We start from the raw sequence: 22,628 nt of genomic DNA, 5'->3' as shown, positions 1-22,628 counted from the left end.
ATGAAAAAAGGACAAACAACCGTCTTAAAAAGAGTGATCGTCGATTTTAAAAAGTTGGACAACAATATGCTCAACCTCCTAGTGGAAAAGTTCCCCGATGGTTATGACGATGACGATATTGTAACCTATCGCAACGCCAATAACGAAGTGGTGGAATGTGTTGAGGTCAGGACCGAGGACACAGCCTACCTGATCAAGGTGAGCAAGCGATTGGTAATGGCAATGGAAGAGTTCGATGATTCGGACAACGACGACGCGGAGGATACAAATCTTGGCACCGATGAGCTCGAAAGCACCGAAGAAGAATAATTGCCAGATGTTTTATAATTCTATATAAAGATGGAATCAAAAGCAATCGCTTTGCATCTGGCCACAAGCATCAATATTCCAGCTTGTAGGAACCAGGCTTTGGGAAAAGAATTGGTCTATGGCGACCGGGATGAACTTTTTTATTCCGATGCATCACGTTACCTTTATATTTTCAGGTATGGTGTAGTTTCCTTTTTCGGTTATTCCGAAGCAGAAATATCACAATTGTTAATGGAAATAAAACCTTTCTGTGAAGAATGGAGACAGTCCGATATTACCGAGACCATGGACTTGGAACTTGTAGCCGATAAGGAAAAAGCCACGATCCATCAGGATAAAGTAATATTGCCCAGTACCAATCAGGAGGGTATTCGTTTGGCATTGTTGCACTTGTCCCAGTCCGTTGCATTGGACTTTTATGCGGGGCTATCGGAACAGGCCATGAAAGAGACCCGTCAACACACCACATATCTGGAACAAAAAGGAAAATTGGACATTGGGGGAAGAAAATTAAAGAGGCATATTGCAAAAGTCTTGAACATAAATAACCAGATCTCCGAGAACCTATATATATTTGATTCTCACGAAGTAGTTTGGGAAGATTTGGAACTTGATCGATTGGACAAAGGATTAAAGCAGATTTTTGACCTTAAGGAACGGTATCGAAATATAAAGGAACAAGGCAATGTGATCAAGGAAAACCTCAGTTTGTTCATGAATATTATGGACCATAGAGAAAGCAGTAGGCTCGAGTGGATCATAATTATTCTGATTTTGGTCGAAGTAGTGGACCTTTTTATAATGCGATTAATTAGTTAAATACATAGTTGTTTTGAGCGATTTTAAAATATTGGGAACCGAGGAATGGTGCCAGTTTGACGATTTAAGAATTCCGGCCGTAAAAGCCAGAGTAGATTCCGGAGCAAAGACATCATCCATTCAGGCCAGTAAAATTAAAATATTCAACAAAGGATTTGAGGAATGGGTTCGCTTTGAGGTGAACCCCGTTCAGGATAATAGGAGCATAGCCATCTTGTGTCAGGCCAAATTGGTCGATGTGCGCACGGTAAAGAGTTCACAGGGAATTGCAGAGGAAAGGCCGGTAATTAAAACAGTAGTGAACATTGCCGGCAATGTATTCGATATAGAACTTACCTTGGCCAATCGGGATACAATGGAGTACCGCATGCTCCTTGGCAGGGAAGCTATCAACGAGAGATACCTGGTAGATCCGTCCAAAAGTTTTATCCAGGGCGATTATACAGATGAAGAAATCGAAAAAAAATATCAACCCTTTATTACGGAGAAAAAGGGACTGCGTTTAGGCCTTTTGGCCAGTAATCCGAACCTGTACAGTAATAAAAGAATTATTGAGGCAGGAGAAATGCGAGGCCACAAAGTGGTTTTTCTGAATGTGGAGCACGTTTATATGAAATTGGATGCGGCAACGCCGGAAATTCGATATCGGGGCGGGAACATATTGGATAAGTTCGATGCCGTGATTCCCAGAATAAAACCCGCAGTAACCTTTTATGGTTGTGCGCTGTTAAGGCAGTTCGATACCTTGGGAGTTTATTGCTTAAATTCCGCTGATTCCATTGGACGGTCCCGGGACAAGCTTTTCGCCTCACAATTGTTTTCGAAAAACGACATCCATATTCCTACAACAGGCTTTGCCAAATCCCCGATGGATACCAAAGATTTGATCCGAATGGTAAACGGAGCCCCTTTGATCATTAAGCTTTTGGAAAGTACCCAAGGAAAAGGCGTAGTACTGGCCGAGACCAACAAAGCGGCAGAAAGTGTGATCAATGCCTTTAAAAGCGTTCAGACCAATATTTTGGTCCAGGAATTTATAAAGGAAGCGAACGGCCACGACATTCGTTGCTTTGTAGTCAATGGCAAAGTAGTGGCATCCATGCAGAGAACAGCTCAAAAAGGGGAGTTTAGGGCCAATATTCACCAAGGAGGCGCCGCCGCAAAAGTGAAGATCACACCAGAAGAAAGAAAGTTGGCCATAAAATCTGCCAAAGTATTTAATTTGGATGTGGCAGGGGTAGATCTAATCCGATCAAATAAAGGTCCTTTGCTTTTAGAAGTGAACTCATCACCGGGACTTCAGGGAATAGAGAATACAACCGGCAAGGACATAGCCAATGTAATGATCGAAACCATAGAGAAAAAGTTGAAATACAACGGTTGAAATTCATTTTACAATTAAAGTATTGAAAACCAATATTTTGTGTTTTTCACACATATTTTCCTACGCTAAGCTCTCAAAACCCAAATATAAATTGAAAATGGGCATCCGTTAACGCAAACGACCCATTGGTTAATTATACCACTCAACATTTAAAGGACTGTACTATGTTTGTCTCAGCAATCAAAAAGCAATATGCTTTAAGATTAAACCTTTAATAGGATTGGGGTGATTATAGGGTACTTAGTGTTCTTTACCTAATGTCTTATTTCTTATAAGGTTTACGTTGCTCCAAGGGGTTTTTGAGGTTGAGCCCCTTGGTTGTAACGGTTTTAGATCAAATATTATGTTCCCATAAATTTGACCTACTTTTTTTTGTGTTAAGGAGTCTTGAAAAAGACTCCTTTTTTTCTTTTCCTATAATCTCTTTGGAGAAATGTTCATTCACAATTGTTAACAACTTTTACTTAAACGTAATATTACGATAAAGTAAGGTTTTGAACAAAAAACCTACTTTTGTATCATAACATTAGAGGAAGTTTTTTATGTCAGAACAAGTAGAAAGAATCAAAACATTGATTATTGGATCAGGACCGGCTGGTTATACCGCGGCCATATATGCCTCAAGGGCAGATTTAAAACCAGTTTTATATACAGGTATGGAGCCTGGTGGACAATTGACCACGACTACCGAAGTTGACAATTTTCCAGGATATCCGGAAGGAATCGATGGACCAGCAATGATGATGCAATTACAGCAACAAGCTGAAAGATTTGGTACAGAAGTAAGAATAGGAATGGTTACTGCCGTAGAATTTAGTGACGAGATAGGGGGTATTCATAAAATTACCGTCGATGATTCGACCCAATTGGAAGCAGAAACCGTGATTATTTCCACAGGTGCATCTGCCAAATATTTGAATTTGCCCAGCGAGCAGCGATTAAGAGGAGGAGGCGTCTCCGCATGTGCTGTCTGCGACGGGTTTTTTTATAAAGGACAAGATGTGGCCATTGTTGGGGCAGGGGATACTGCCGCAGAAGAGGCCTCTTATTTGGCCAATATATGTACAAAAGTAACCATGCTGGTCCGTAAAGACCACATGAGGGCATCAAAAGCGATGCAGCATAGGGTCAACAGTATTGATAATATTGAAATAAGGTACAATACCGAAGTAGATGAGGTATTGGGCGATCAAGTCGTAGAAGGGGTCAGGGTAGTGAACAACCAAACCGGAGAAAAAGAAGAAATCCCTGTAACGGGTCTGTTCATAGCTATTGGACATAAACCAAATACCGATGTGTTCAAAGGGCAGTTGGACATGGATGAGACGGGCTATATTATTACGCAACCCAAATCCACAAAAACAAACAAGCCCGGTGTTTTTGCCAGTGGGGATGCTCAAGATAAAATATACAGACAGGCGGTTACTGCCGCAGGCACAGGATGCATGGCCGCCTTGGACGCAGAACGTTATTTGGCTGCCGTTGAGAGCAAAGAAATGATTGTATCATAACAACTACCCAAAGTGGAAAAAAGAAAAAGGCACCGAAACTTCGGTGCCTTTTTTGTTGATTGCAACTCAATCAATCCGCTTGTAATTTTCGGAAAAAGTTCGGTTACCTTCCTCATCCACCGTTATCTGACTAAACGAATCCTCCTTTAGAATAAGTTCAAAGGTGAAGTTGCGCATGGTATCCAATGCTTTCATCATTTCATCGTCCCCGTATTCGATTACCTCAATTAAGGAGCCGTCCGAAACTTTGTACGAGCCATAACCGAACCTGCCGTTTGGGTCTTCTGGTACATATCTGGTCCACATAATTTTTTCTTTGGAGTACATTTTAACCTGTCTATAACCATCCGATTTCTCAATGGTATCCAAAACATTTTCTCCATCATAATTATAAAAACTCTCCAATTCCCAAGTTCCTTCAATGCTTAGAGCATTGGAATAACGATCCGTAAAGCTTCCCACAACAAGGAAAACTACGATCAGTGTAAATAATAAAACTGATTTTCTCATAAAGCCCTTCCTTTTTTAAGTTGCTGATATCTAGTCTTTAAAAGATAGCGATAAATAATGAGAAAACTGGGGTTTATTTCATAAAAAAGGAACACTTTCAGGTGAGTACGGACTACCAAGGTTTCAAAAAAAGTTCTTAAAGAACTCTAAAGAAGATGAATTCTTCTTAGAAAAGACGGGGTTTGGTCAATAAAAAAGGAATTGAAATGGACAATTATTAAAAAATCCAACATTTTTCAGTTAAAATGTTTGATATGTAAAAAATTTTGAACAATTTTCAGGAAAATTAACACAAAAAAAAGTAATGAGGAACATTTATTTAACATTTATTGCGGTGTTTTCTTGTGTTGCGGCCTTTGGTCAAACCATATCAGGTACCGTATCCGACGTGTCGGGTACTCCGTTGCCTGGGGTTACCATAGTCGTAAGCGGCACAAGTATTGGAGCCACCACAGATTTTGATGGTAATTATACCATTAATGCTACGAGAGGACAAGTTCTAAGTTTTTCCTACTTAGGAATGAAGTCAAAAGAAGTTACCGTAGGTTCTGAATCAACGATCAATGTTGTTTTGGAAGAAGATTCGACACAATTGGATGAGGTCGTTGTAACCGCATTTGGTGTAGAGCAGAAACAGAAGTCGTTGGGGTACTCTGTTTCCAAGGTAGACACAGAGGACCTGAACCTTGCAGGACAAGCCAACCCAATTGAAAGTTTGCAGGGGCGTGTGGCCGGTGTCCAGATCAACCGTTCTTCTGGTACATCCGGGGGCGGTGTGGATATTTTGATACGTGGGGTTACCTCCATTAATCCAAACAGAAGTAACCAGCCGCTTATTATTGTGGATGGTCTTGCATTGAACAACGACACCTTCTCTGGAGAGGTAAGGCCTAGTTCTGGATCCAACTCACCGAACAGTTCTGAGCAGTTTGCATTTTCCAACCGTGCCATGGACCTTAACCCTGAGGACATCGAAAGCTTCAACATTCTTAAAGGAGCTGCAGCAACGGCACTTTATGGTGTAAGGGCATCCAACGGTGCCATTGTGATCACTACAAAAAAAGGAAAACAAGGAAAGGCAAAGATTACTTTAACAGCATCTACTACCTTTAGGGAAATCAAAACAACGCCAACCTTACAGACCAAGTATCGCGAAGGTTTTAATGGAGCTCCGCGTACATTGTACGATCCAGATTCCGATACAGGATTCAATAGAGTGCAACAAGCCACATCTTTTTACTCCTGGGGACCAGAATATTCTTTGGACTCCTTTGATTTAGGAGAAGGGAATATTGTAGATCTTTCAAATGATAGATTTTATAGCCCTTACGATATTTTTAAAACAGGGTTCAACTCACAGGTGAACTTGAGTTTGAGCGGTGCCAACGATCGTTTGGACTACTACTTCTCCATGGGGAACAATAGCGAGAAGGGTGTTCTGCCCAATACGGACTATAACAAGACCAACTTAAGGTTAAAAGCAGGATATAAAATAACGGACAACTTTACTATGGATGGTTCCGTTGCTTTTACCAACTCAGGAGGAAGAAGGGCCAACGGAGGAGATAAATCCGTAATGAGCGCACTCTCCTATTACTCAGGAACATTCCCGATCAACGATTATGTAAATCCCGACGGGAGCGAAAGAGATTACTCCTTTGGTATCATTGATAACCCAAGGTACTTGATGGAAACCAGTAATTTGGAAGATGATGTAAATCGTTGGATAGGGAACGCAACCTTTAATTGGACACCAAAAGATTGGTTGAGAATTACGTATGCCGCCCAGATAGACAACTACTCCGATGCGAGAAACCGTTACGTTGGTCCGGATTTGGACGGTGGTTCACAAGTAGGGGGATTTATTTTAGAACAAAACATCAACTTTACAGGGTTGGAATCCAACTTTTTGGTGGCAATGAACAAGCAATGGTCCGATGACTTTACAACGGACTTTACTGTTGGTCATCAAATTTCAGATGCCAAAAGAACTTACCTGGAGGCTCGAGGGGAAGGCTTAAATGTACCCGGAGTCAACGAAATTGGAAACACGACCAATTTCTTTATCAACAAAACCATAGTGCAAAATCGTACAGTAGGGGTTTTTGGTGAAGCAAAATTCGGTTACAAGGATAAATTGTTCTTGACGCTAACCGGAAGAAACGACTGGATTTCTACTTTACCTAAAGAAAATAGATCGTTCTTTTATCCATCCGTGAGTTTGGCGTACGATGTTACCGACCTCTTTGGTGAGAACGATATCTTTACCTTTGGTAAACTAAGAGCATCTTGGGCCGAGGTAGGTAAAGGACCTGGCTTTGGCGATGTTGGACAATATTTCGTTGTCGATGGTGATTTCCCGTTCGGTGGAGTAGGGGGATATCGCAGAAGTACACTATTGGGAGATACCAATATACAGCCCGAAAAAAACCAATCAACAGAGTTTGGTGCCGATCTTAGATTCTTGGATAATCGCATTCGATTGGATTATGCCTATTACAACACGCGTGTTAAAGATCAGATTTTTACAGTTGGAACGGCCTATTCTTCTGGATTGTCCGGAATTACCAGAAATGCTGGTGATTATAAAGTTTTTGGACACGAATTTTTGTTGAGTGCCGATGTTATCAGAAATCAGGATTTAAGATGGGAATTGATCTTGAACTGGTCTACCAGCGAGGGGGAGGTTTTGGAAATACCTGAAGATATTGAAGCTATTATTTTTGCAGACTCTGGATTTGCCGGAGTAACCTCGGAGGTAAGAGCTGGTGATAAAATGGGTAACCTTTATGGTTACAAATGGGAATATGTAAACGGTGAAAGATTGATCGGGGAAAATGGTTTACCGACCATAAATCTCGATGAAAGAGTTATTGTAGGTAATGCATTCCCAGATTTTATAGCCTCTATCGGAAGTAACTTAAAGTATAAAGGAATCGGCCTTAATTTCCTATTGGAATGGAAAGAAGGTGGAGATCTTTACGATTCGGGACGAAGAAACTCCATTAGGAACGGTCTTTTGGAAAGTACCTTGCAAAGAGACGTCAATGTAGTATTGGACGGAGTTCTTGCGAATGGAAGCCCAAACACTACAGAAGTCCTAATCGATCAGAATTACTACCGTAACTCCAGTGTTTACAACCGTGCCTCGGAAGTGCTGATACAAGATGCATCATGGTTAAAGATCAGGAACATTGCCCTGTCCTACGACTTTCCTTCCAAACTGACCAGAAGTTTGAGCTTGGATAAAGTAAGTTTGTCCGCAAGTGCGAACAATATCTTGCTATGGACACCATTTGATGGTTACGATCCAGAAGGAAACCAGTACAGCGCGGGAAGCAATGTTTATGGATTTACAGGATTGAACATACCATTGGCCGAAAGTTATTCACTCGGATTGAACATTGCATTTTAAAAAAGGAACTATGAAAAAAATAAATATAATTAAAACTTTTCTGCTATGTGCCGCAACAACCTTTGTAGCATGTAGTGAGGATTATTTCGACGTAAACACTCCCTCCAATACGGCCACTGTGGAGCAATTGAGGATGCAGGATCTTATTGCGCCAGTAATACACAGTACCATGGAAGGACAGCGTTCTGCCGAGCTTTCGTTTGGGAACTACGTTCAAAACTTTGTTTCAACTGGAGGAGGTGCTGCCGGACAAACATCGGCAAGCGGACTTTGGAGCCAGGTCTACCTTTATGTATTGCCAAATTTACAAGTGGTTAAAGCTAAAGCCGCCGAAACAGGAGCCAATCATATTGATGCTGTGGCCGATATTTTGATCGCAGCCAATATTGGGATAGCCACGGATACATGGGACAATATCCCTTACTCCGATGCCAGTGGAGGACCAGATAACAACTTCCCTACTTTTGATACACAAGAATCGATCTACACGGAGATATTTACTCTATTGGATGGCGCCATTGCCAAATTAAATGGGGCAGACGATTCTGGATTTGTATTGGGATCTTCCGATCTGATCTATGGAGGCGATATTGATAAATGGTTGAGAGCTGCATATTCTCTAAAAGCGCGCTATCAATTACATTTGGTGAACAAAGGAGTTGTTTCCGCTGCAGATGTGTTGGCAACTGCACAGAATGGATTCACTTCCAACGAGGATAACTTTGCCATGTATTATGACGATCAGCGAATCAACCCATGGTATTCTGCCGAAATTTTGGCACGGAGTACAGGAAACTTGAGTAACGATATTGCCAGTCAGATAGTGAGCTCCATGAACGGGGATTACTATCCTTTTGAGGGCGGTGTTGTTGAAATTGACCCAAGACTTCCTTTGTTCGCCGAAAATGGGGATGAAGCGGAGTACAAAGGTTTTGTAAGTGGAGGTGCAGGTGTAGCTCCAGATGGTACGGATGCCAACGCTAGATTTAGAACAGATGGCTTCTATACCAGTATCGATTCACCTTTAATGCTGATTACCTACGCAGAAGTTGAATTTATTAAGGCCGAGGCTGCATTTTTGGCCAATGGTGGTACAACAACCAGTGTTGGGTCCAATGCAACAGCGTATACTGCATATATGAATGGTATTGCCGCCAGTATGGATATGTATGGTGTGGATGGTACGGATTATATGGCGGACGGCGCAATTGATGTTGGAGAAACAGCGTTGAGCTTGCACCATATTATGAAAGAAAAATACATACATAATTTCCTAAACCCAGAAACTTTTGTGGATTACAGGAGATATGATTTTTCCGATGATGTGTTTACTGGATTGGAGATCAGAAGTGAAGAAGAAACTTCCGATGCAGAATTTAGTGGACAATGGTTCAGACGTGCCAACTACCCTGCGACCGAGTTGAACAGAAACGAGGCCAATGTTTTGGCAAATCAGGTTGATCCGGTTGTTCCAGTTTGGTGGGACGAATAAAGTAGTAGCATAACCCTATGAACTAAAAAGGCCATCCGATCGGATGGCCTTTTTGATTTGAGTGAGTTTTTTTAATCAAAAAACGTCTTCTTCCGTTAAATACAAAAGACCATCATCCTTTTGGTTAAGGATTCGTTTGGACCTTAAATAACGGTTGTAATTGTACTCATCAAAATTCTCGGAATTTTTATCCACACTGCTAATATGTACATTCCCCGCCGAATGAATAAATTCATTGTTGCCAAGCCACATACCTACGTGAATAACACGTTCTGGGCTTGTTTCTGTAGCTTTCTTGCCAAAAAATAGCAGATCGCCTGGTAATAGTTGATCAAAATCCTTAGTGTCATCAACCAGTATCCCTTCATGGATTTGTTGAGAAGCATCGCGAGGGATGATCATGCCGTTCATAAAATAAATTGTCTTTGTAAAGCCACTACAGTCTACCCCTTTTATTGAGGTGCCGCCCCATAAATAGGGCACGCCGAGCATGGTTTTGGAAGTTGCCACCAAGGATTCCTGTGTTGGCTCCAAGGAGGATTTCCAATCTTGGTAGGGAGAGGCGTCGGATTTTTTCACAAAAGCCATTCGGCCGTCGGGGTATTTTATTTCATAAAAAGTGCCAGTGTCGGCAACCAAACTCAAAATATTTCCTGCGACCAAATCCGATACAACCTCCGAGGATTCATCGGCATTGGAATAAGCATGCCCATATATTTTGGTGTAGATCATTTTTTCTGAGCTCTGCCATGCTTCAAATAGGGTTTTGTCCATTAATTCTACGCCACCACTATCTACCCATCCCAAATATTTATCGGGAGTTTGGATCAAGTACCAATTTCTATCTTTTTGATAAACTTTTAATGGCATTCCCAAAGTGGCCTGTGTGACCATTTCTGCAGAATGCGATGGTTTGGAACGGATATTCGCTACGGAAAGTGAAATGGTACCATATATTTTCCCTTCCAAATCCTCGGCAGGAAGTGTTTGGATACTATCGGTATAAGAAATCTGTAGCGAATCCAACTTTTGCCGAAGAGCATTTAGCGCATCTGGCATATTGGTTTTTCCGACCAGGGTATAACCGTTGGCATTTTCCTTGGACTCAATATCGAACAAGGCTACACGTTTATCGGGAGCGTACATTTCTCGAACAGATGAAATTATTTCGTCGGTTTTGCTCGGTTCCGTGCTATTTTCCGTTTTGCATGCAACAAAAATTAAGGTGATCAGCGCAAAGAGGAATAGACCATTTTTTAATGGGGACGTCAGCTTCATATTACAATTTTATAAGGTTTATTGGTATTGGTAAAATAATCAATTAAATAGAAATAGATATCAACTGATATATGAATTAAGGCTTTTTGCCAAGGTTTCCACATCTTCAGCGGTATGGTAGGCACTTAATACAATACGGCTGATCAGAGGGCCATTATCATCCGGATAACGGAAGTTGGTAAAAACAAATCGATCTTGTGTCAATGCCGCAGCTAATTTTTCATCTTGGAACTCAAAAGTAGGATGACCGTCCATGTGCATAAAAAAAGAGATATCGCGAACCAGGGATTTAAAATGATCGTAGTTTTTATTGAGTTTATCCATACGTTCGGCGTAAATGTCTTGTGCATCTAGCAAGGTGCCCATAAATGCGGGCGATGCCGGACTTGCCCCACCATAAAATGCCGTAGATTGTAGGGTTTTGATATCGTCCTTGTTACCAAAAACGGCGCCCGCTTGTATGCCCAGGGCCTTGCCCAAGGAAGAACAAACCATCAAATTAAAGGGATTAAAAGCGTTGAGTGTATGGTAACATCCATTTCCTTGATGGCCTACCACACCGATTCCGTGCGAATCGTCGCCAACCAAAATAAGCTTGTCCAAAGGAAGGTTGGATAAACGACCAAACCCGGGATATTGGTAACCCATAAAATCAATAGTATCAAAAAGAACTACCGGGGGCAAGGGACTTTCTAGGACCGTTTTTCCTGCCAGTTGCTCCAATTGGCTAAAATTTTCGGTTTTCAGTACGCCATGGGTACAAAGTGCGGCATGGGCATTAGGGGCGGCAATAACCGTGTGGCCTTTTTCCAAATGGGTCTGCACTACCAATTGGGCCGCCAAATACCCTGAGGACATGGTCAAACAGTTATCGCTGCCCACCCAATTGGCCAAATGGTCTTCGATTTTACGGTATACATCGAGGAAGACATTCGATTTTCTCGATGCCCCGTAGTGCATTCCATATTTAACGATGTTCTGTAGATAAACCTCTTTAAAAGGAAGGTGGTTTTGTACTCCCAGATAAGAGGTGCCCCCAAAATATATATAGGGCAAACCGTTAATGGAAATTTGCCTGTCCGGTATGCTTGGTATCGAATGAGCCATTATAAAAGTTGTATCCCACTTCCTGGCAACTCTGGGAAAATTACTTTTCCGTCGTTTAGTATGGTTACTCCAGTTGCTATATCTTCCCGTAACAACATGGCGCCATCCATATCCACATAATCCAGTTGCGGCAATAATTGGGCAATGGCGGAAATACCAACGGTAGATTCCGTCATACAGCCCACCATTAGTTGGAGTCCAAGTTCCCTACCTTTTTTGATCATTCTTCTAGCAGGGGTAAGTCCACCACATTTGGTCAGTTTAATATTGATTCCATGAAAATAAGGTCCACATGCTTCCACATCTGTTTCCACAATACAGCTTTCATCTGCGATAACAGGTAAAACCGAATTTTTCTTTACCAATGCCATTCCTTCCCAATCATCGGCTTTTAGGGGCTGTTCCAAAAACTCCACGCCAAGTTCCTTTAACAAAGGGGCATTTTTAATGGTCTCTTCTGCGGTCCATGCGGTATTGGCATCAATTCTGAATACACTGTCCGTATGTTTGCGCAGCTCGCGAATTATATCCACATCTTCGTTGGTGCCCAACTTTATTTTATAAAGCGGCCATGGTTTTTCTTGGAGTTTGGCCACCATTTTTTCGATGGTATCTATTCCGATGGTATAATTGGTAATGGGATATTGATCGGTGGTGGTGCCCCAGATTTGATATAGAGGCTTGCCCTTTAGTTTGCCGTATAGATCGTTTGAGGCCAAATCCAAAGCGCAAAGCGTGAATTTATGAAGGTTTAAAGACTCCAAATGCTCATAGAAATTCTCGGGCGTATCAAAATCGTATGCTTCAATTTGGTCTCTTACGGCCTCTATTTCTGCCATCATCCCTTCTATGGTTATTTTATAGTATGGATTGGAAGTGGCCTCACCGTAGCCAGTTTTTCCATTTAGGGTCAGTCCAACGATCAAGGTGTCCTGTTCATCCCTCGATTCTCTGGAAATTGTAAAAGTATGGGCCAGTGGAAGAATGTATTTTTTTAGGGTTATCTGCATGGGAATATCATATTTTAGCGATTTGCTAAGATAGGTTTTCGAGCAGAGATATTAAAGACAAAAGCCCACTGAAAAATCAGCGGGCCTTCAACAAATTAAAAGGGAAAATGGATCAATATTTTCTTACGCTCCCTGAAACGGATTTTTTGGTCTGCACACTTGCATCTCCAGTATATTTAATGTCCGCACCACTGCTGGCATCGGCCACAAGGGACTCTGAAACGTTCACAGAGATATCAGCACCGCTACTGGCGTCTGCGTTGCACCTTTTTACCATTAAATCCTGAGCTTTGATGTCCGAACCGCTACTGGCATCTGCGAACAAGGCATCTGCTTGTCCAGATACTTTAATATCGGCGCCACTACTGGCATCGGCGGATACTTCACCTGCCACTACCTCTACATGCAGATCGGCACCACTGCTCGAATCCAGCTCAATGTTTTCGGCCTTGATCACATTTTGGCCGATAAGATCGGCACCACTGGAGCTCTCAAGGGCAGTGATTTTCGGCAAGGTCACATAAACTTTTTTGGTGGCCCTACCAATGTTTTCAATGGCATGGATTTTTAACCTTCCCTCTTTGATGTCTGTTCCGATAAGGTCAATAATGTTTTCATCGGCTTCTACGTTAATTTTAAAATCCGAACCTTGTGTTACAAATACATCGATGCCTTCCGATGCTGAAACTACGTCAAAATTTTCGGTAACATCGCGGGTTTCCTCAACGATTTCTCCATTACCGGTTTTTCCGTTGCCAAAGTTCATATCCATCATGCATGAGGATGCAAAGAGGGATAGGAGGACGGCGATTGCTAATCTTGCTAATGTTGTCATGATTGTTGTTTTTAGTATTGATTGATTTTGATTATACGTTTCTTTAATCTGAATAAATTCAGTGTAAATGTCCCTTTTATTGTATGTATTTTAAACTTTGAGTTACCCAATTGACGATTTAAGGTACCCAATTGTTACTTTTTTTCTTTCGCTTTAACTTTTATTCCGTCCTCGTTGATTTTCATTTCAAAGGAATCTTGGTTATCCTTAATGTCGATATCGATGCCATCTTCATTAATAATGATCTTTCCATTGCCATCCTCCTCATCGTCATCCAATTCTGGACAATCCAGGCATTTTAATTCTCCATCTTCGTCCATGGTCCAATAATGTTCCACCAAGCCGGTTCGGTAGTAACCTTGGTCATTTTTAATACCTCGACCAATATATCGATTTGTGGTTTCATCAAAATACACGGTTTTGGTCTCCGGCACATAAATGGTTATGGTCACTTCTTGGTTTCTGGCCTTGTTGGATGTATCGGTGGTCAAGTATTTGTCCAGGATTATGGTATTGCCCTTCAACGTGTAGCCAAAAGCAATGTTTTTGGCACGGTCCCTGGCCGCCAAGGTGGAACTCCCATCGGCATCTTTTCTCACATTGATGCTGATGGAATCCGTATCGGATTTCTTGATTTTGATATCTATTTCATCGGACATAAGGATTCGGTTGTCGTTTTCATCATATCCAAAAGTCATTCTTCCAAAATGAATTTCATCGCGACTGTAATCTGTGTCGCTATCCTTCATTTTAATGATCAGAGTGTCCGTGGGAACCTGCATGGCCAACTCCTTTTTGTCGTTTACACTCCCTGTATAGGAGAACTCGGCAGCTTGGCGAATGCCAAATACGATCAATGTGCCCACCGATATCAGCCACAGTCCCAATAGAGCGAACTTGGCGATGTTCCCGATGGATTTAAGGTTGTTCACCAAAATCTTCAGGCCTAGATATAGTAGGAAGAAGAAGGGTATGCCCACGGCAAAGAACAACAGGATGGATACCAACCAAACAGGGGCTCCTGAGGTGTTCACTATTTCATAAAAATCTATCCCCGGTACATGTATCGCATCGAACATGCCTACGGTGAACAGGCCAAAGAAGAGGCCGACCAGCGTAGATGCGCCAATAATGATCAATAGGATGCCAATAAATTTGCCGAATATTTTAAATAGGAACAGGATAATGTCCCCGATGGTATCAAAAAAGGTCTTGGAGCTGCTCTTGACCTTGTTTCCTACTTTATCGTAGTCAACGTTTTTTACTTTTTCTGCAACATCATCAAACCCCTCTTTTACTTTGCGTTCTATATTGCTGATGTTGATGGGCTCTCCCCGCATATCCAATTTTTGCGAGGTGGTAGCTGCTTCGGGCACTAAGATCCATAGTAGGATATAGGCGATCAAACCGAATCCGCTGGTGAAAATGGCCAAAAGGATAAAAATTAACCGTACCCACAAGGAGTCGATGCCCAGATAATGTTCCAGACCGGCGCATACACCACCAATATACTTATGGTCGATGTCGCGGTATAATTTTTTGGCTCGGGCCGTTGGCTGAGCATAGGATTTTTTGGGTTCGTCCTCAAAAATATCCTCGTCCACCATATAATCTTCGGGCTGCCCCATTACTTCGATTACCTGGTCTACTTCTTTATGGGTGATCACCTGCCGCTCGTTCTCCATTTTCTCCAAGAAGAGTTCGGCAATCCTTGCCTCGATATCGGCAATGATCTCGTCGCTTCCCTTGGTACCTGAGAAAGACCTCCTTATGGACTCCAGATACCGTCTCAGCTTGTTATACGCATCGTCATCTATGTGGAAGAGCGTATTTGCTAAATTTATATTTACTGTCTTGTTCATTTTTTGATTCTATTTTGTGTTGGTTACCAGATTGACTGCATTTCTTAGTTCATCCCAGGTGCCGTTGAGCTCGTTTAGGAACAATTGCCCTGTTTCTGTTAGTGCGTAGTATTTGCGTGGTGGCCCCGATGTGGATTCTTCCCAACGGTAGTTGAGCAGACCGGCGTTCTTGAGCCTTGTGAGCAAAGGGTATATGGTGCCTTCCACTACTAACATCTTTGCGTCTTTTAAGGCTCCCAGTATTTCCGAGGCATACTTGTCGTCATCCTTTAAGATGGACAGAATGCAGTACTCTAGAACCCCCTTGCGCATCTGTGCTTTTGTGTTTTCTATATTCATAATTTCATGGTTCTATTAAATTAACTGTTCGTTTTTGTTCTGCCAAACTTTGTTTGGCTGCGTTTCCACTCCATTCCCCTGAATTGGGCAGGGGAGTGGAAACGGTTCTTTGATTGATGATTGTTGATTGATGATGTTTTTTCGTTTTTTGATTGACCCTTCGACAACGCTCAGGGCAAGTGATTAAACTCCGTTTTTCTTTGATTGATAATAATTGGTGCGGAGGTGATTAGGCTCCTTTATATATAATATTACTTGATGAACTTGATGGCGAACGGATATTTGAAATATTCTCCCTCATTCGTCCTGATAGTGGCCAAAATGGTGAAAACAATGTTCACAATACCTAGGACAACCTGCATAAACCCCGATATGCCCACAGGCCAAATCAACCGTCCAAAGTTAAAATTGTCGCTATCTATATGAATGTTCAAATTGTTAAGGTCGCTCAAACGATGGAACCCTAAAAAGTTCCAATCGAACAAGTCCGGCCAAAATCCTATGAAAAAAGGAATGGTGATCAAGCCGGCTATAATGGAGTACAACAAAATGCTTATTTGAAAGTTGAGCGCTTGCTTTCCATGGTAATCCACAAAATCGTGTTGCTTTTTGTTGGCGGTCCATAGAATCAGAGGAAGAATGAAATTCCCAAAAGGAATAAAATACTTCGAGAACATGGACGCGTGTATGATCGCGGATAAATTTCGTTCGTGTTTGGTGATTGTAGTTGCCATTTTCTGATTGATGTTTTTTGATTGTAAAAGGGTTAACCTATTAGCTTACCATGCAAATATATATCCAAAAGACAGTACTATGCAAAACAAAGTACTATAAATTAACATAATATTAACAATTATATTTTGCTTCAATTTGCCTATTTTTAAGCCAGTTAAACAAACAATATGGCATTGACACCCAGTAAAATCAATATGTTCACTTTTATGAAACTTCCTTCGGCATGGTGGTGCGGGGTTAGGCTCAAGTATATTGATGATAAACAAGCAGTAACTACGGTAAAACACAAATGGAGAAATCAGAATCCGTTCAAATCCATGTTTTGGGCCGTTCAAGGAATGGCCGCCGAACTGAGTACCGGCGCTTTGGTGATGAACGAAATCCAAAAGAGTGGTAAAAGAGTGTCCATGCTTGTGGCCAACAACAAAGCTACCTTTACCAAAAAAGCTACGGGGCGCATCACTTTTACCTGTGAGGATGGCGAACAAATTGCCGCCGCCATTCAAAAAACCGTGGAAACCGGGGAGGGACAAACTTGTTGGATGAAATCCGTAGGGATAAACAAGGATGGGGTAGAGGTATCCACTTTTCATTTTGAGTGGACGGTGAAGGTGAAGAGGTGATCGGCGTTAATGTTAAAAGGTTGAAGGTATAAAGGTGAAAGATGAATTGATTACATCTAAAGTGTAACAAAACAACTATCATTTCAACATATAAACAGAAATCAAAAAACTTAAAAACAATCAAAAAATGAACGCACACGAAATAGACTACCACATTTACGGCGAAGAAATGCAATATGTGGAAATAGAACTGGACCCACAGGAAGCCGTGGTTGCCGAAGCCGGCACTTTTATGATGATGGACCAAGATATCAAGATGGACACCATCTTCGGCGACGGATCTAATCAAGATACCGGCGTACTGGGCAAGATATTCTCCGCAGGTAAACGTTTGCTAACGGGCGAGAGTCTGTTTATGACCGCTTTTTTGAACGTTGGCCAAGGAAAAAAACAGGTAAGCTTTGCTTCTCCCTATCCGGGTAAAATTGTTCCCATAGACCTATCTGAAAAAGGAGGGAAGTTCATCTGTCAAAAAGATGCATTCCTATGTGCCGCCAAAGGCGTTTCTGTGGGCATTGAGTTCTCCAAAAAACTAGGGCGTGGATTTTTTGGTGGCGAGGGCTTCATCATGCAAAAGTTGGAAGGGGACGGTATGGCCTTTGTGCACGCAGGTGGGACCATGGCCAAGAAAACATTGGCAGCTGGCGAAACGCTTAGAGTGGATACGGGCTGTATTGTTGGCTTCTCCCAAACCGTGGATTATGATATCGAATTTATAGGGGGCATCCGCAACAAAGTATTTGGCGGGGAAGGACTTTTCTTTGCTACGCTGCGAGGTCCTGGAACCGTGTATGTCCAATCCTTGCCGTTCAGCAGGTTGGCCAGTCGGGTTTGGGCCGCTGCCCCAAGAGGTGGTGGCAAAGATAAGGGCGAAGGCAGCATCTTGGGCGGTCTCGGCGATTTGTTGGATGGGGATAATAGGTTCTAGGTTTTAGGAGTAAGGAGTCAGAAGTCGGATGTCAGAAAACTGATAACTGAAGGCCGATGTCACGGTGTCTGAAAAAAAACACTTCTTTTGTGGGTATGAATTTCAACGACCTGTTCCATTTTCTGGAAGAACTTCAAAAAAACAACAATAAGGAATGGATGGATGCAAACCGTAAATGGTACAAATCGCTCCGTAATGACTTTATCGCTTGGCTGGATGATTTGGACATGACCATGGCCCAACTCCATGATGATTATTACCCAACTCCGGGCAAAAAGGGCATCAATCGCATCAATAATAACTTGATGTTCCATCCGAATAAGCCCATTTATAAAGATCATTTTGGCGCAGGGTTGGACAAAGCGCCCAATTCTGCCGATTTTTATATCGAGATAGGCCTAAAACAATGTTTATTGGCAGGTGGTCGTTGGCGGCCCGATTCCAAAACGCTACGGAGTATCCGAGATGCCATCGATTACAACGGAGAGGAATTGCAGGCGATTCTCGATAAACCTTCATTCAAGAAAATGTTCGGGGGCTTGTACGAAGACGAAAAACTGGTATCGTCACCCAAAGGATTTTCCAACGACCATCCACATATCGAACTCTTGCGCAACAAAACTTTTGCCGTAGAACTCGAATTGTCCAAAGAAGAAGTGCTTCGGGATGATTTTAAAGAAAAAATTGTGGAAGTCTATAAAGAAATGCTTCCTTTTCGACAATATCTTAACCAAGCTGTAACCGTTTAAATTTAAGCATGAAATACGGGAATATCAGAAATATTAGAAAAGAACTTTTGTCCGATAATTGGTACACTTTGAACAAGGTTACTTTTGAGTATCAGCGGGAAGACGGGGAATGGGAGACCCAAATTAGGGAAGCCTATGATCGGGGTAACGGGGCGGCCATTCTTTTGTACAATATTGAAAAGGGCACGATTATTTTGACCAAACAGTTTCGAATGCCCACGTATTTAAATGGCAACAAGGACGGAATGATGGTTGAAGTATGTGCAGGGCTTTTGGAAAAAGGCAATGCCGAAGAGACCATTAAAATGGAAGTGGAGGAAGAGACCGGGTATAAAATTGATAAGGTGGAAAAGGTGTTTGAAGCCTACATGTCCCCTGGTTCGGTCACCGAAATCCTTTATTTTTTTATTGGCCGGTATGAAGATGCCATGAAAGTGGGCGAGGGAGGTGGAGCGGAAGACGAGACAGAGAACATCGAGGTTTTGGAACTGGATTTTAAAGCAGCGATAAGCATGATGCAATCAGGTGAAATCAAAGATGCAAAGACCATTATGCTGTTACAATATGCCCAAATTCACGGAATTTTTGATCAGTAATTTTCATGCAAGTTTTTAAGGGTGCTGTACACAGTATCCAGTATTTCCGAGGTCGGTATGCGATAATGATTGTTCATAAAACTAAAGATGAGCAGCTTGCCCGATTTTGTTTTTACATATCCGCTTAAATTATAATTGTTCCCCACAGAACCCGATTTAGCAAATAAAAAAGGTTCCGTTGTTGGATCTTTCCATTGTTTTACGGTACTGTTCGGTCCCCACATGGGCATTATGCCAAACAAACGTTCTTCGGGAACTTCTTTGTGCAATTTTTCAAGAATCTGTACAAAGGATCTAGGGCTGAACAAATTGTAACGGGACAAACCGGAGCCATCTACCCAACGGGGTTGTTGGTCGAGGTCCTTTAAATGGGTGTTCAACATATGATCAATGGCCTTTTGGGTGCTCAAGGTGTCGGAGAGCATGCCAGAGGATGCCAAGAGTAATTGTTCGGCCAAAAAGTTATCGCTCCTAAATAGCATGCGCTTATAGATGGAATCTGTTTCTAAGCCATAAAGAGTCTGTTTCTCCCCTTCGGGAAAATGTTCGGACAATGTGATTTCTTTTCCAATGGCCGATTCCAATAAATGCTTCGTTAAACTATCACTGGTTATAAAAGGAACTTCCAAAGTGTCTGTTTCCGTTGGCGAAATATAAAACCGATTTACAAATTCATCTCGACTTAGGGTAGTGTCCTTTACCAAAACGGCTTGGGTGAGTTCACTCGGGCTAACGCTCAATCCATCGGTGTGTGAGGCAAAAATAACATTGCCGTACAGGGGCATGGTTGTTTTTTCGGGAGAAAAATAGGTTTCGTAATCTTCCCATGCCCAACCTGGCCCGTACCGGTCTTCGTCGTGGTTCTTTGTATAAAGGGCAATGGTATTTTGCTGCTTAAGCCAATTTATGGCACTGCTATCCTTTAAATGCGGATGTAACCAAGATGGGTCGCCCGTACCTTCAATAAAAAGAGTGTCTTGAGAAATTAAATATTTTAAAGTAGGTATATTTTTGGGCAGTAATTTTACCCCGGTGTAAAAAGTGACGATTTTGGTATTGCTGGCAGGCGTAAAATATTTTTCGCCATTTCGATTGTAAATTTCTTTACCTGTTTTGGCATCCACCACCAAAAGCCCATGAAATGAGTTTTCCAAAGTAGGCCTTGCCAATTCAGAGGTAATGGTTGTTTTTACGGATGCACAGCCGGCAAAAAGAAAGGCGAATAAAATAAACTTGGAGAAAAATAGTTTAAAGGTAAGGTTGGTACGTTTCATCGATTTTAACAAGAAGATTTTTATTTTTTAACTGAATTTTCAACTTTAAGCGGTGCTTTTTTATTAATTTAGGTACAACCTAACAATGCAATTTAATCAATTTAATATGCCTAGAGCTATGTTTGATTACACCAAAACTATTCTTCAAAAAGTTAGTTTTGATGTTAAACTTTTCACTAGGGAACTTCAAAAAGCAGTTTCGAGATTGTTGCCCAGTGAATTAGTGGAACTTAGAATCTGGTTGCAATTGTATATTGTGGACAAACCAGAACTACATTCAACATTAATTTTATTAAAAACATAAAACTAAAGCCGCTGAAAAGCGGCTTTTTATTTTTTGCCCAATGGGCTGATGATTTTTACATCCTGAAAAGCAATGGCTCCTCGAACGATACTGGAAATAACTTCGCGCAAAGCCTCTGTAATCTGAATTTTAAGCTCGCTTTTGTGATAGATCAAACTGATTTCCCTGGCAGGGGATGGTTTTTCGAAGGACTTTAGGTTGACCCTTTTGTCCTCTTCCAGGTTTAAGGTGTTCAAGTAGGGCAACAAGGTCATGCCCATTCCTTCATCCGCTAAACTTACCAAAGTTTCAAAGCTCCCGCTTTCTATTTTAAATTGCTCCCCTCCTAGGCTTTGGGGCGCATTGCATAGGTTGATCACACCCTCCCTAAAGCAATGTCCATCTTGTAATAAAAGAATATCGCTCACATCCAGTTGGTCCGTTCGCAATAGTTCTTCGGAGGCCAATCGATGGTTTTTGGGCACATACCCCATAAATGGTTCATAATATAGTGGTCGTTCCTTAATAAACTCTATTTCCAAAGGAGTGGCAGCTATGCCCGCATCCAAATGGCCATCCAAGATATTCTTGATCATGGTCTGGGTCGATTGCTCCTTAATGATCAGGTTTACTTTGGGATACTTTTTTATAAAAGCGTTCAAAAACATGGGAAGTAAGGTAGGCATCACCGTTGGGATAATGCCCAGGGTATAGTCCCCTCCAATAAAACCTTTGTCTTGATCTACAATATCTTTGATGCGTTCCGCTTCTGCAACAATATTTTTTGCCTGTGCCACAATTTTTTTACCGACTTCGGTAATGGTAATCGGTTTTTTTCCCCGATCAAAAATTAAGATGTCGAGCTCGTCCTCCAATTTTTGAACCTGCATACTTAAAGTAGGTTGGGTAACAAAACTTTTTTCTGCAGCAAGGGTAAAGTTCTTGTACTCTGCAACGGCCAATACATATTGTAGCTGGGTAATCGTCATTAAGGGATAAGTTTAGGGCATAAATGTATGAAAAACTATCAGGCAAATCTATGGAAAATGGCAGATTTTGATGGACCGTATTGCAAATATAAAAGCTCGCACAATGGCGAGCTTTATCTTAGAAATTATGTGTTTTTGGATTAAAACCTAATGGTAAACTCCATGTCTTCTTTGTCTACTTCAAATTTGGCACCATCAAAAGTCGGAGGTCCCATGGCCATATCGTTGCCGGACATCCCATAACTTTCTTTGGGCATTCCGTTGGCCTCAAAATCCATTCGGTTGTTCCCGTTTATATCGTGCATGGCCATTATCGCGTAGTTACCTGGCTGCACATTGGTAAACGTTAAGGTTACCTTGCCATTTTCTATAGTGCTTTGAAGGTTTTGTACCCCGGGCCCTTTCATAAAAGTGTCGGCCGTATGAAGCCCAATAAGAACCTTTCCCTCATTACTGGTCACATTGTCGATGGTTACGGTTATGTCGATTCCGTTATTTTCTTGTGCCATGGCCAATAGACTTACAAAAAAGAAACTTAGAGCGAGTGTTACAGTTTTCATAATGTTTGTTTTTGTTGTTT

Annotated in this window: 22 protein-coding genes; 11 read left to right on the top strand and 11 right to left on the bottom strand. The window is 41.7% G+C overall.

What is annotated here, in order from left to right:
- From ABTP35_RS00660 to trxB, 4 genes are all read left to right on the top strand, one after another.
- Positions 1-309, top strand: coding sequence for a hypothetical protein (locus tag ABTP35_RS00660; RefSeq protein ID WP_224836556.1), 309 nt, complete (start codon positions 1-3; stop codon positions 307-309).
- Between the two features lie 30 nt (positions 310-339).
- Positions 340-1,128, top strand: a complete 789-nt coding sequence (locus tag ABTP35_RS00655) for an RMD1 family protein (protein WP_224836557.1) — start codon at positions 340-342, stop codon at positions 1,126-1,128.
- Positions 1,129-1,141: 13 nt separating this feature from the next.
- Complete coding sequence (gene rimK, locus ABTP35_RS00650) at positions 1,142-2,512, top strand: 30S ribosomal protein S6--L-glutamate ligase (RefSeq protein WP_375334339.1); 1,371 nt, start codon at positions 1,142-1,144, stop codon at positions 2,510-2,512.
- Positions 2,513-3,054: 542 nt separating this feature from the next.
- Complete coding sequence (gene trxB / locus ABTP35_RS00645) at positions 3,055-4,023, top strand: thioredoxin-disulfide reductase (protein ID WP_293294814.1); 969 nt, start codon at positions 3,055-3,057, stop codon at positions 4,021-4,023.
- A gap of 66 nt (positions 4,024-4,089) precedes the next feature.
- Here the strand turns inward: trxB and ABTP35_RS00640 are convergent, their stop codons facing one another.
- Entirely contained in the window at positions 4,090-4,533 is a 444-nt protein-coding gene (locus ABTP35_RS00640; RefSeq protein ID WP_293294816.1) for a hypothetical protein, read from the bottom strand.
- Between the two features lie 304 nt (positions 4,534-4,837).
- Between ABTP35_RS00640 and ABTP35_RS00635 the strand changes: the two genes are divergently transcribed.
- The gene (locus ABTP35_RS00635) at positions 4,838-7,948 is read left to right on the top strand and encodes a SusC/RagA family TonB-linked outer membrane protein (protein ID WP_224836561.1); all 3,111 of its coding nucleotides are present in this window, start codon (positions 4,838-4,840) and stop codon (positions 7,946-7,948) included.
- A gap of 10 nt (positions 7,949-7,958) precedes the next feature.
- Entirely contained in the window at positions 7,959-9,440 is a 1,482-nt protein-coding gene (locus tag ABTP35_RS00630; RefSeq protein ID WP_252080032.1) for a SusD/RagB family nutrient-binding outer membrane lipoprotein, read from the top strand.
- A gap of 75 nt (positions 9,441-9,515) precedes the next feature.
- Here ABTP35_RS00630 and ABTP35_RS00625 read toward each other — a convergent pair whose 3' ends face one another.
- The 7 genes from ABTP35_RS00625 to ABTP35_RS00595 all read right to left on the bottom strand — a co-directional run bounded on the left by ABTP35_RS00625 (position 9,516) and on the right by ABTP35_RS00595 (position 16,605).
- Positions 9,516-10,718 (bottom strand): C40 family peptidase, encoded by a 1,203-nt coding sequence (locus tag ABTP35_RS00625; RefSeq protein ID WP_369884760.1) that lies wholly within the window; start codon positions 10,716-10,718, stop codon positions 9,516-9,518.
- A gap of 60 nt (positions 10,719-10,778) precedes the next feature.
- Entirely contained in the window at positions 10,779-11,825 is a 1,047-nt protein-coding gene (locus tag ABTP35_RS00620; protein WP_338195758.1) for an aminotransferase class I/II-fold pyridoxal phosphate-dependent enzyme, read from the bottom strand.
- Positions 11,825-12,835, bottom strand: a complete 1,011-nt coding sequence (locus ABTP35_RS00615; RefSeq protein WP_375334338.1) for a dipeptide epimerase — start codon at positions 12,833-12,835, stop codon at positions 11,825-11,827. Before ABTP35_RS00615 ends, ABTP35_RS00620 begins: the two co-directional genes overlap by 1 nt.
- A gap of 112 nt (positions 12,836-12,947) precedes the next feature.
- On the bottom strand, positions 12,948-13,670 hold the full coding sequence (locus ABTP35_RS00610) for a head GIN domain-containing protein (protein WP_224836566.1): 723 nt from the start codon (positions 13,668-13,670) through the stop codon (positions 12,948-12,950).
- A 134-nt stretch (positions 13,671-13,804) separates the two neighbouring features.
- Positions 13,805-15,532: a PspC domain-containing protein gene (locus ABTP35_RS00605; protein WP_375334337.1), complete on the bottom strand. Its 1,728-nt coding sequence runs from the start codon at positions 15,530-15,532 to the stop codon at positions 13,805-13,807.
- A 9-nt stretch (positions 15,533-15,541) separates the two neighbouring features.
- The gene (locus ABTP35_RS00600; protein ID WP_014031488.1) at positions 15,542-15,871 is read right to left on the bottom strand and encodes a PadR family transcriptional regulator; all 330 of its coding nucleotides are present in this window, start codon (positions 15,869-15,871) and stop codon (positions 15,542-15,544) included.
- A 251-nt stretch (positions 15,872-16,122) separates the two neighbouring features.
- Entirely contained in the window at positions 16,123-16,605 is a 483-nt protein-coding gene (locus ABTP35_RS00595; protein ID WP_293294831.1) for a DUF4870 domain-containing protein, read from the bottom strand.
- A gap of 168 nt (positions 16,606-16,773) precedes the next feature.
- Here ABTP35_RS00595 and ABTP35_RS00590 point away from each other — a divergent pair, with 168 nt between their 5' ends.
- From ABTP35_RS00590 to ABTP35_RS00575, 4 genes are all read left to right on the top strand, one after another.
- Positions 16,774-17,229, top strand: coding sequence for a DUF4442 domain-containing protein (locus tag ABTP35_RS00590; RefSeq protein ID WP_293294833.1), 456 nt, complete (start codon positions 16,774-16,776; stop codon positions 17,227-17,229).
- A gap of 127 nt (positions 17,230-17,356) precedes the next feature.
- Positions 17,357-18,157 (top strand): TIGR00266 family protein, encoded by an 801-nt coding sequence (locus tag ABTP35_RS00585; RefSeq protein WP_224836570.1) that lies wholly within the window; start codon positions 17,357-17,359, stop codon positions 18,155-18,157.
- Positions 18,158-18,252: 95 nt separating this feature from the next.
- The gene (locus ABTP35_RS00580; RefSeq protein ID WP_224836571.1) at positions 18,253-18,906 is read left to right on the top strand and encodes a DUF2461 domain-containing protein; all 654 of its coding nucleotides are present in this window, start codon (positions 18,253-18,255) and stop codon (positions 18,904-18,906) included.
- A gap of 8 nt (positions 18,907-18,914) precedes the next feature.
- Positions 18,915-19,502: an NUDIX domain-containing protein gene (locus ABTP35_RS00575; RefSeq protein WP_293294836.1), complete on the top strand. Its 588-nt coding sequence runs from the start codon at positions 18,915-18,917 to the stop codon at positions 19,500-19,502.
- Here the strand turns inward: ABTP35_RS00575 and ABTP35_RS00570 are convergent.
- A complete protein-coding gene (locus ABTP35_RS00570) occupies positions 19,496-20,776 on the bottom strand; it encodes a D-alanyl-D-alanine carboxypeptidase (RefSeq protein WP_293294838.1) in 1,281 nt (426 codons plus the stop codon). The two genes, ABTP35_RS00575 and ABTP35_RS00570, sit on opposite strands and share 7 nt — an antisense overlap.
- Positions 20,777-20,882: 106 nt before the next feature.
- Between ABTP35_RS00570 and ABTP35_RS00565 the strand changes: the two genes are divergently transcribed.
- A complete protein-coding gene (locus ABTP35_RS00565) occupies positions 20,883-21,080 on the top strand; it encodes a hypothetical protein (protein WP_293294840.1) in 198 nt (65 codons plus the stop codon).
- A 26-nt stretch (positions 21,081-21,106) separates the two neighbouring features.
- Here ABTP35_RS00565 and ABTP35_RS00560 read toward each other — a convergent pair whose 3' ends face one another.
- Both ABTP35_RS00560 and ABTP35_RS00555 read right to left on the bottom strand, forming a co-directional pair.
- Entirely contained in the window at positions 21,107-22,048 is a 942-nt protein-coding gene (locus ABTP35_RS00560; protein WP_224836575.1) for a hydrogen peroxide-inducible genes activator, read from the bottom strand.
- 140 nt (positions 22,049-22,188) lie between these two features.
- Positions 22,189-22,608: a DUF2141 domain-containing protein gene (locus ABTP35_RS00555; RefSeq protein ID WP_224836576.1), complete on the bottom strand. Its 420-nt coding sequence runs from the start codon at positions 22,606-22,608 to the stop codon at positions 22,189-22,191.
- Positions 22,609-22,628 lie beyond the last annotated feature (20 nt).

Source organism: Flagellimonas alginilytica (assembly GCF_042134605.1).
GTDB lineage: Bacteria > Bacteroidota > Bacteroidia > Flavobacteriales > Flavobacteriaceae > Flagellimonas > Flagellimonas alginolytica.
This window is presented reverse-complemented; position numbering and strand designations above follow the sequence as displayed.

Excerpts from the sequence above, each read along its gene's own strand:
- ABTP35_RS00660 (WP_224836556.1), top strand. The coding sequence starts at position 1 with ATGAAAAAAGGACAAACAACCGTCTTAAAAAGAGTGATCGTCGATTTT.
- ABTP35_RS00655 (WP_224836557.1), top strand. The coding sequence starts at position 340 with ATGGAATCAAAAGCAATCGCTTTGCATCTGGCCACAAGCATCAATATT.
- trxB (WP_293294814.1), top strand. The coding sequence starts at position 3,055 with ATGTCAGAACAAGTAGAAAGAATCAAAACATTGATTATTGGATCAGGA.
- ABTP35_RS00640 (WP_293294816.1), bottom strand. The coding sequence starts at position 4,533 with ATGAGAAAATCAGTTTTATTATTTACACTGATCGTAGTTTTCCTTGTT.
- ABTP35_RS00635 (WP_224836561.1), top strand. The coding sequence starts at position 4,838 with ATGAGGAACATTTATTTAACATTTATTGCGGTGTTTTCTTGTGTTGCG.
- ABTP35_RS00630 (WP_252080032.1), top strand. The coding sequence starts at position 7,959 with ATGAAAAAAATAAATATAATTAAAACTTTTCTGCTATGTGCCGCAACA.
- ABTP35_RS00625 (WP_369884760.1), bottom strand. The coding sequence starts at position 10,718 with ATGAAGCTGACGTCCCCATTAAAAAATGGTCTATTCCTCTTTGCGCTG.
- ABTP35_RS00620 (WP_338195758.1), bottom strand. The coding sequence starts at position 11,825 with ATGGCTCATTCGATACCAAGCATACCGGACAGGCAAATTTCCATTAAC.
- ABTP35_RS00615 (WP_375334338.1), bottom strand. The coding sequence starts at position 12,835 with ATGCAGATAACCCTAAAAAAATACATTCTTCCACTGGCCCATACTTTT.
- ABTP35_RS00610 (WP_224836566.1), bottom strand. The coding sequence starts at position 13,670 with ATGACAACATTAGCAAGATTAGCAATCGCCGTCCTCCTATCCCTCTTT.
- ABTP35_RS00605 (WP_375334337.1), bottom strand. The coding sequence starts at position 15,532 with ATGAACAAGACAGTAAATATAAATTTAGCAAATACGCTCTTCCACATA.
- ABTP35_RS00600 (WP_014031488.1), bottom strand. The coding sequence starts at position 15,871 with ATGAATATAGAAAACACAAAAGCACAGATGCGCAAGGGGGTTCTAGAG.
- ABTP35_RS00595 (WP_293294831.1), bottom strand. The coding sequence starts at position 16,605 with ATGGCAACTACAATCACCAAACACGAACGAAATTTATCCGCGATCATA.
- ABTP35_RS00590 (WP_293294833.1), top strand. The coding sequence starts at position 16,774 with ATGGCATTGACACCCAGTAAAATCAATATGTTCACTTTTATGAAACTT.
- ABTP35_RS00585 (WP_224836570.1), top strand. The coding sequence starts at position 17,357 with ATGAACGCACACGAAATAGACTACCACATTTACGGCGAAGAAATGCAA.
- ABTP35_RS00580 (WP_224836571.1), top strand. The coding sequence starts at position 18,253 with ATGAATTTCAACGACCTGTTCCATTTTCTGGAAGAACTTCAAAAAAAC.
- ABTP35_RS00575 (WP_293294836.1), top strand. The coding sequence starts at position 18,915 with ATGAAATACGGGAATATCAGAAATATTAGAAAAGAACTTTTGTCCGAT.
- ABTP35_RS00570 (WP_293294838.1), bottom strand. The coding sequence starts at position 20,776 with ATGAAACGTACCAACCTTACCTTTAAACTATTTTTCTCCAAGTTTATT.
- ABTP35_RS00565 (WP_293294840.1), top strand. The coding sequence starts at position 20,883 with ATGCCTAGAGCTATGTTTGATTACACCAAAACTATTCTTCAAAAAGTT.
- ABTP35_RS00560 (WP_224836575.1), bottom strand. The coding sequence starts at position 22,048 with ATGACGATTACCCAGCTACAATATGTATTGGCCGTTGCAGAGTACAAG.
- ABTP35_RS00555 (WP_224836576.1), bottom strand. The coding sequence starts at position 22,608 with ATGAAAACTGTAACACTCGCTCTAAGTTTCTTTTTTGTAAGTCTATTG.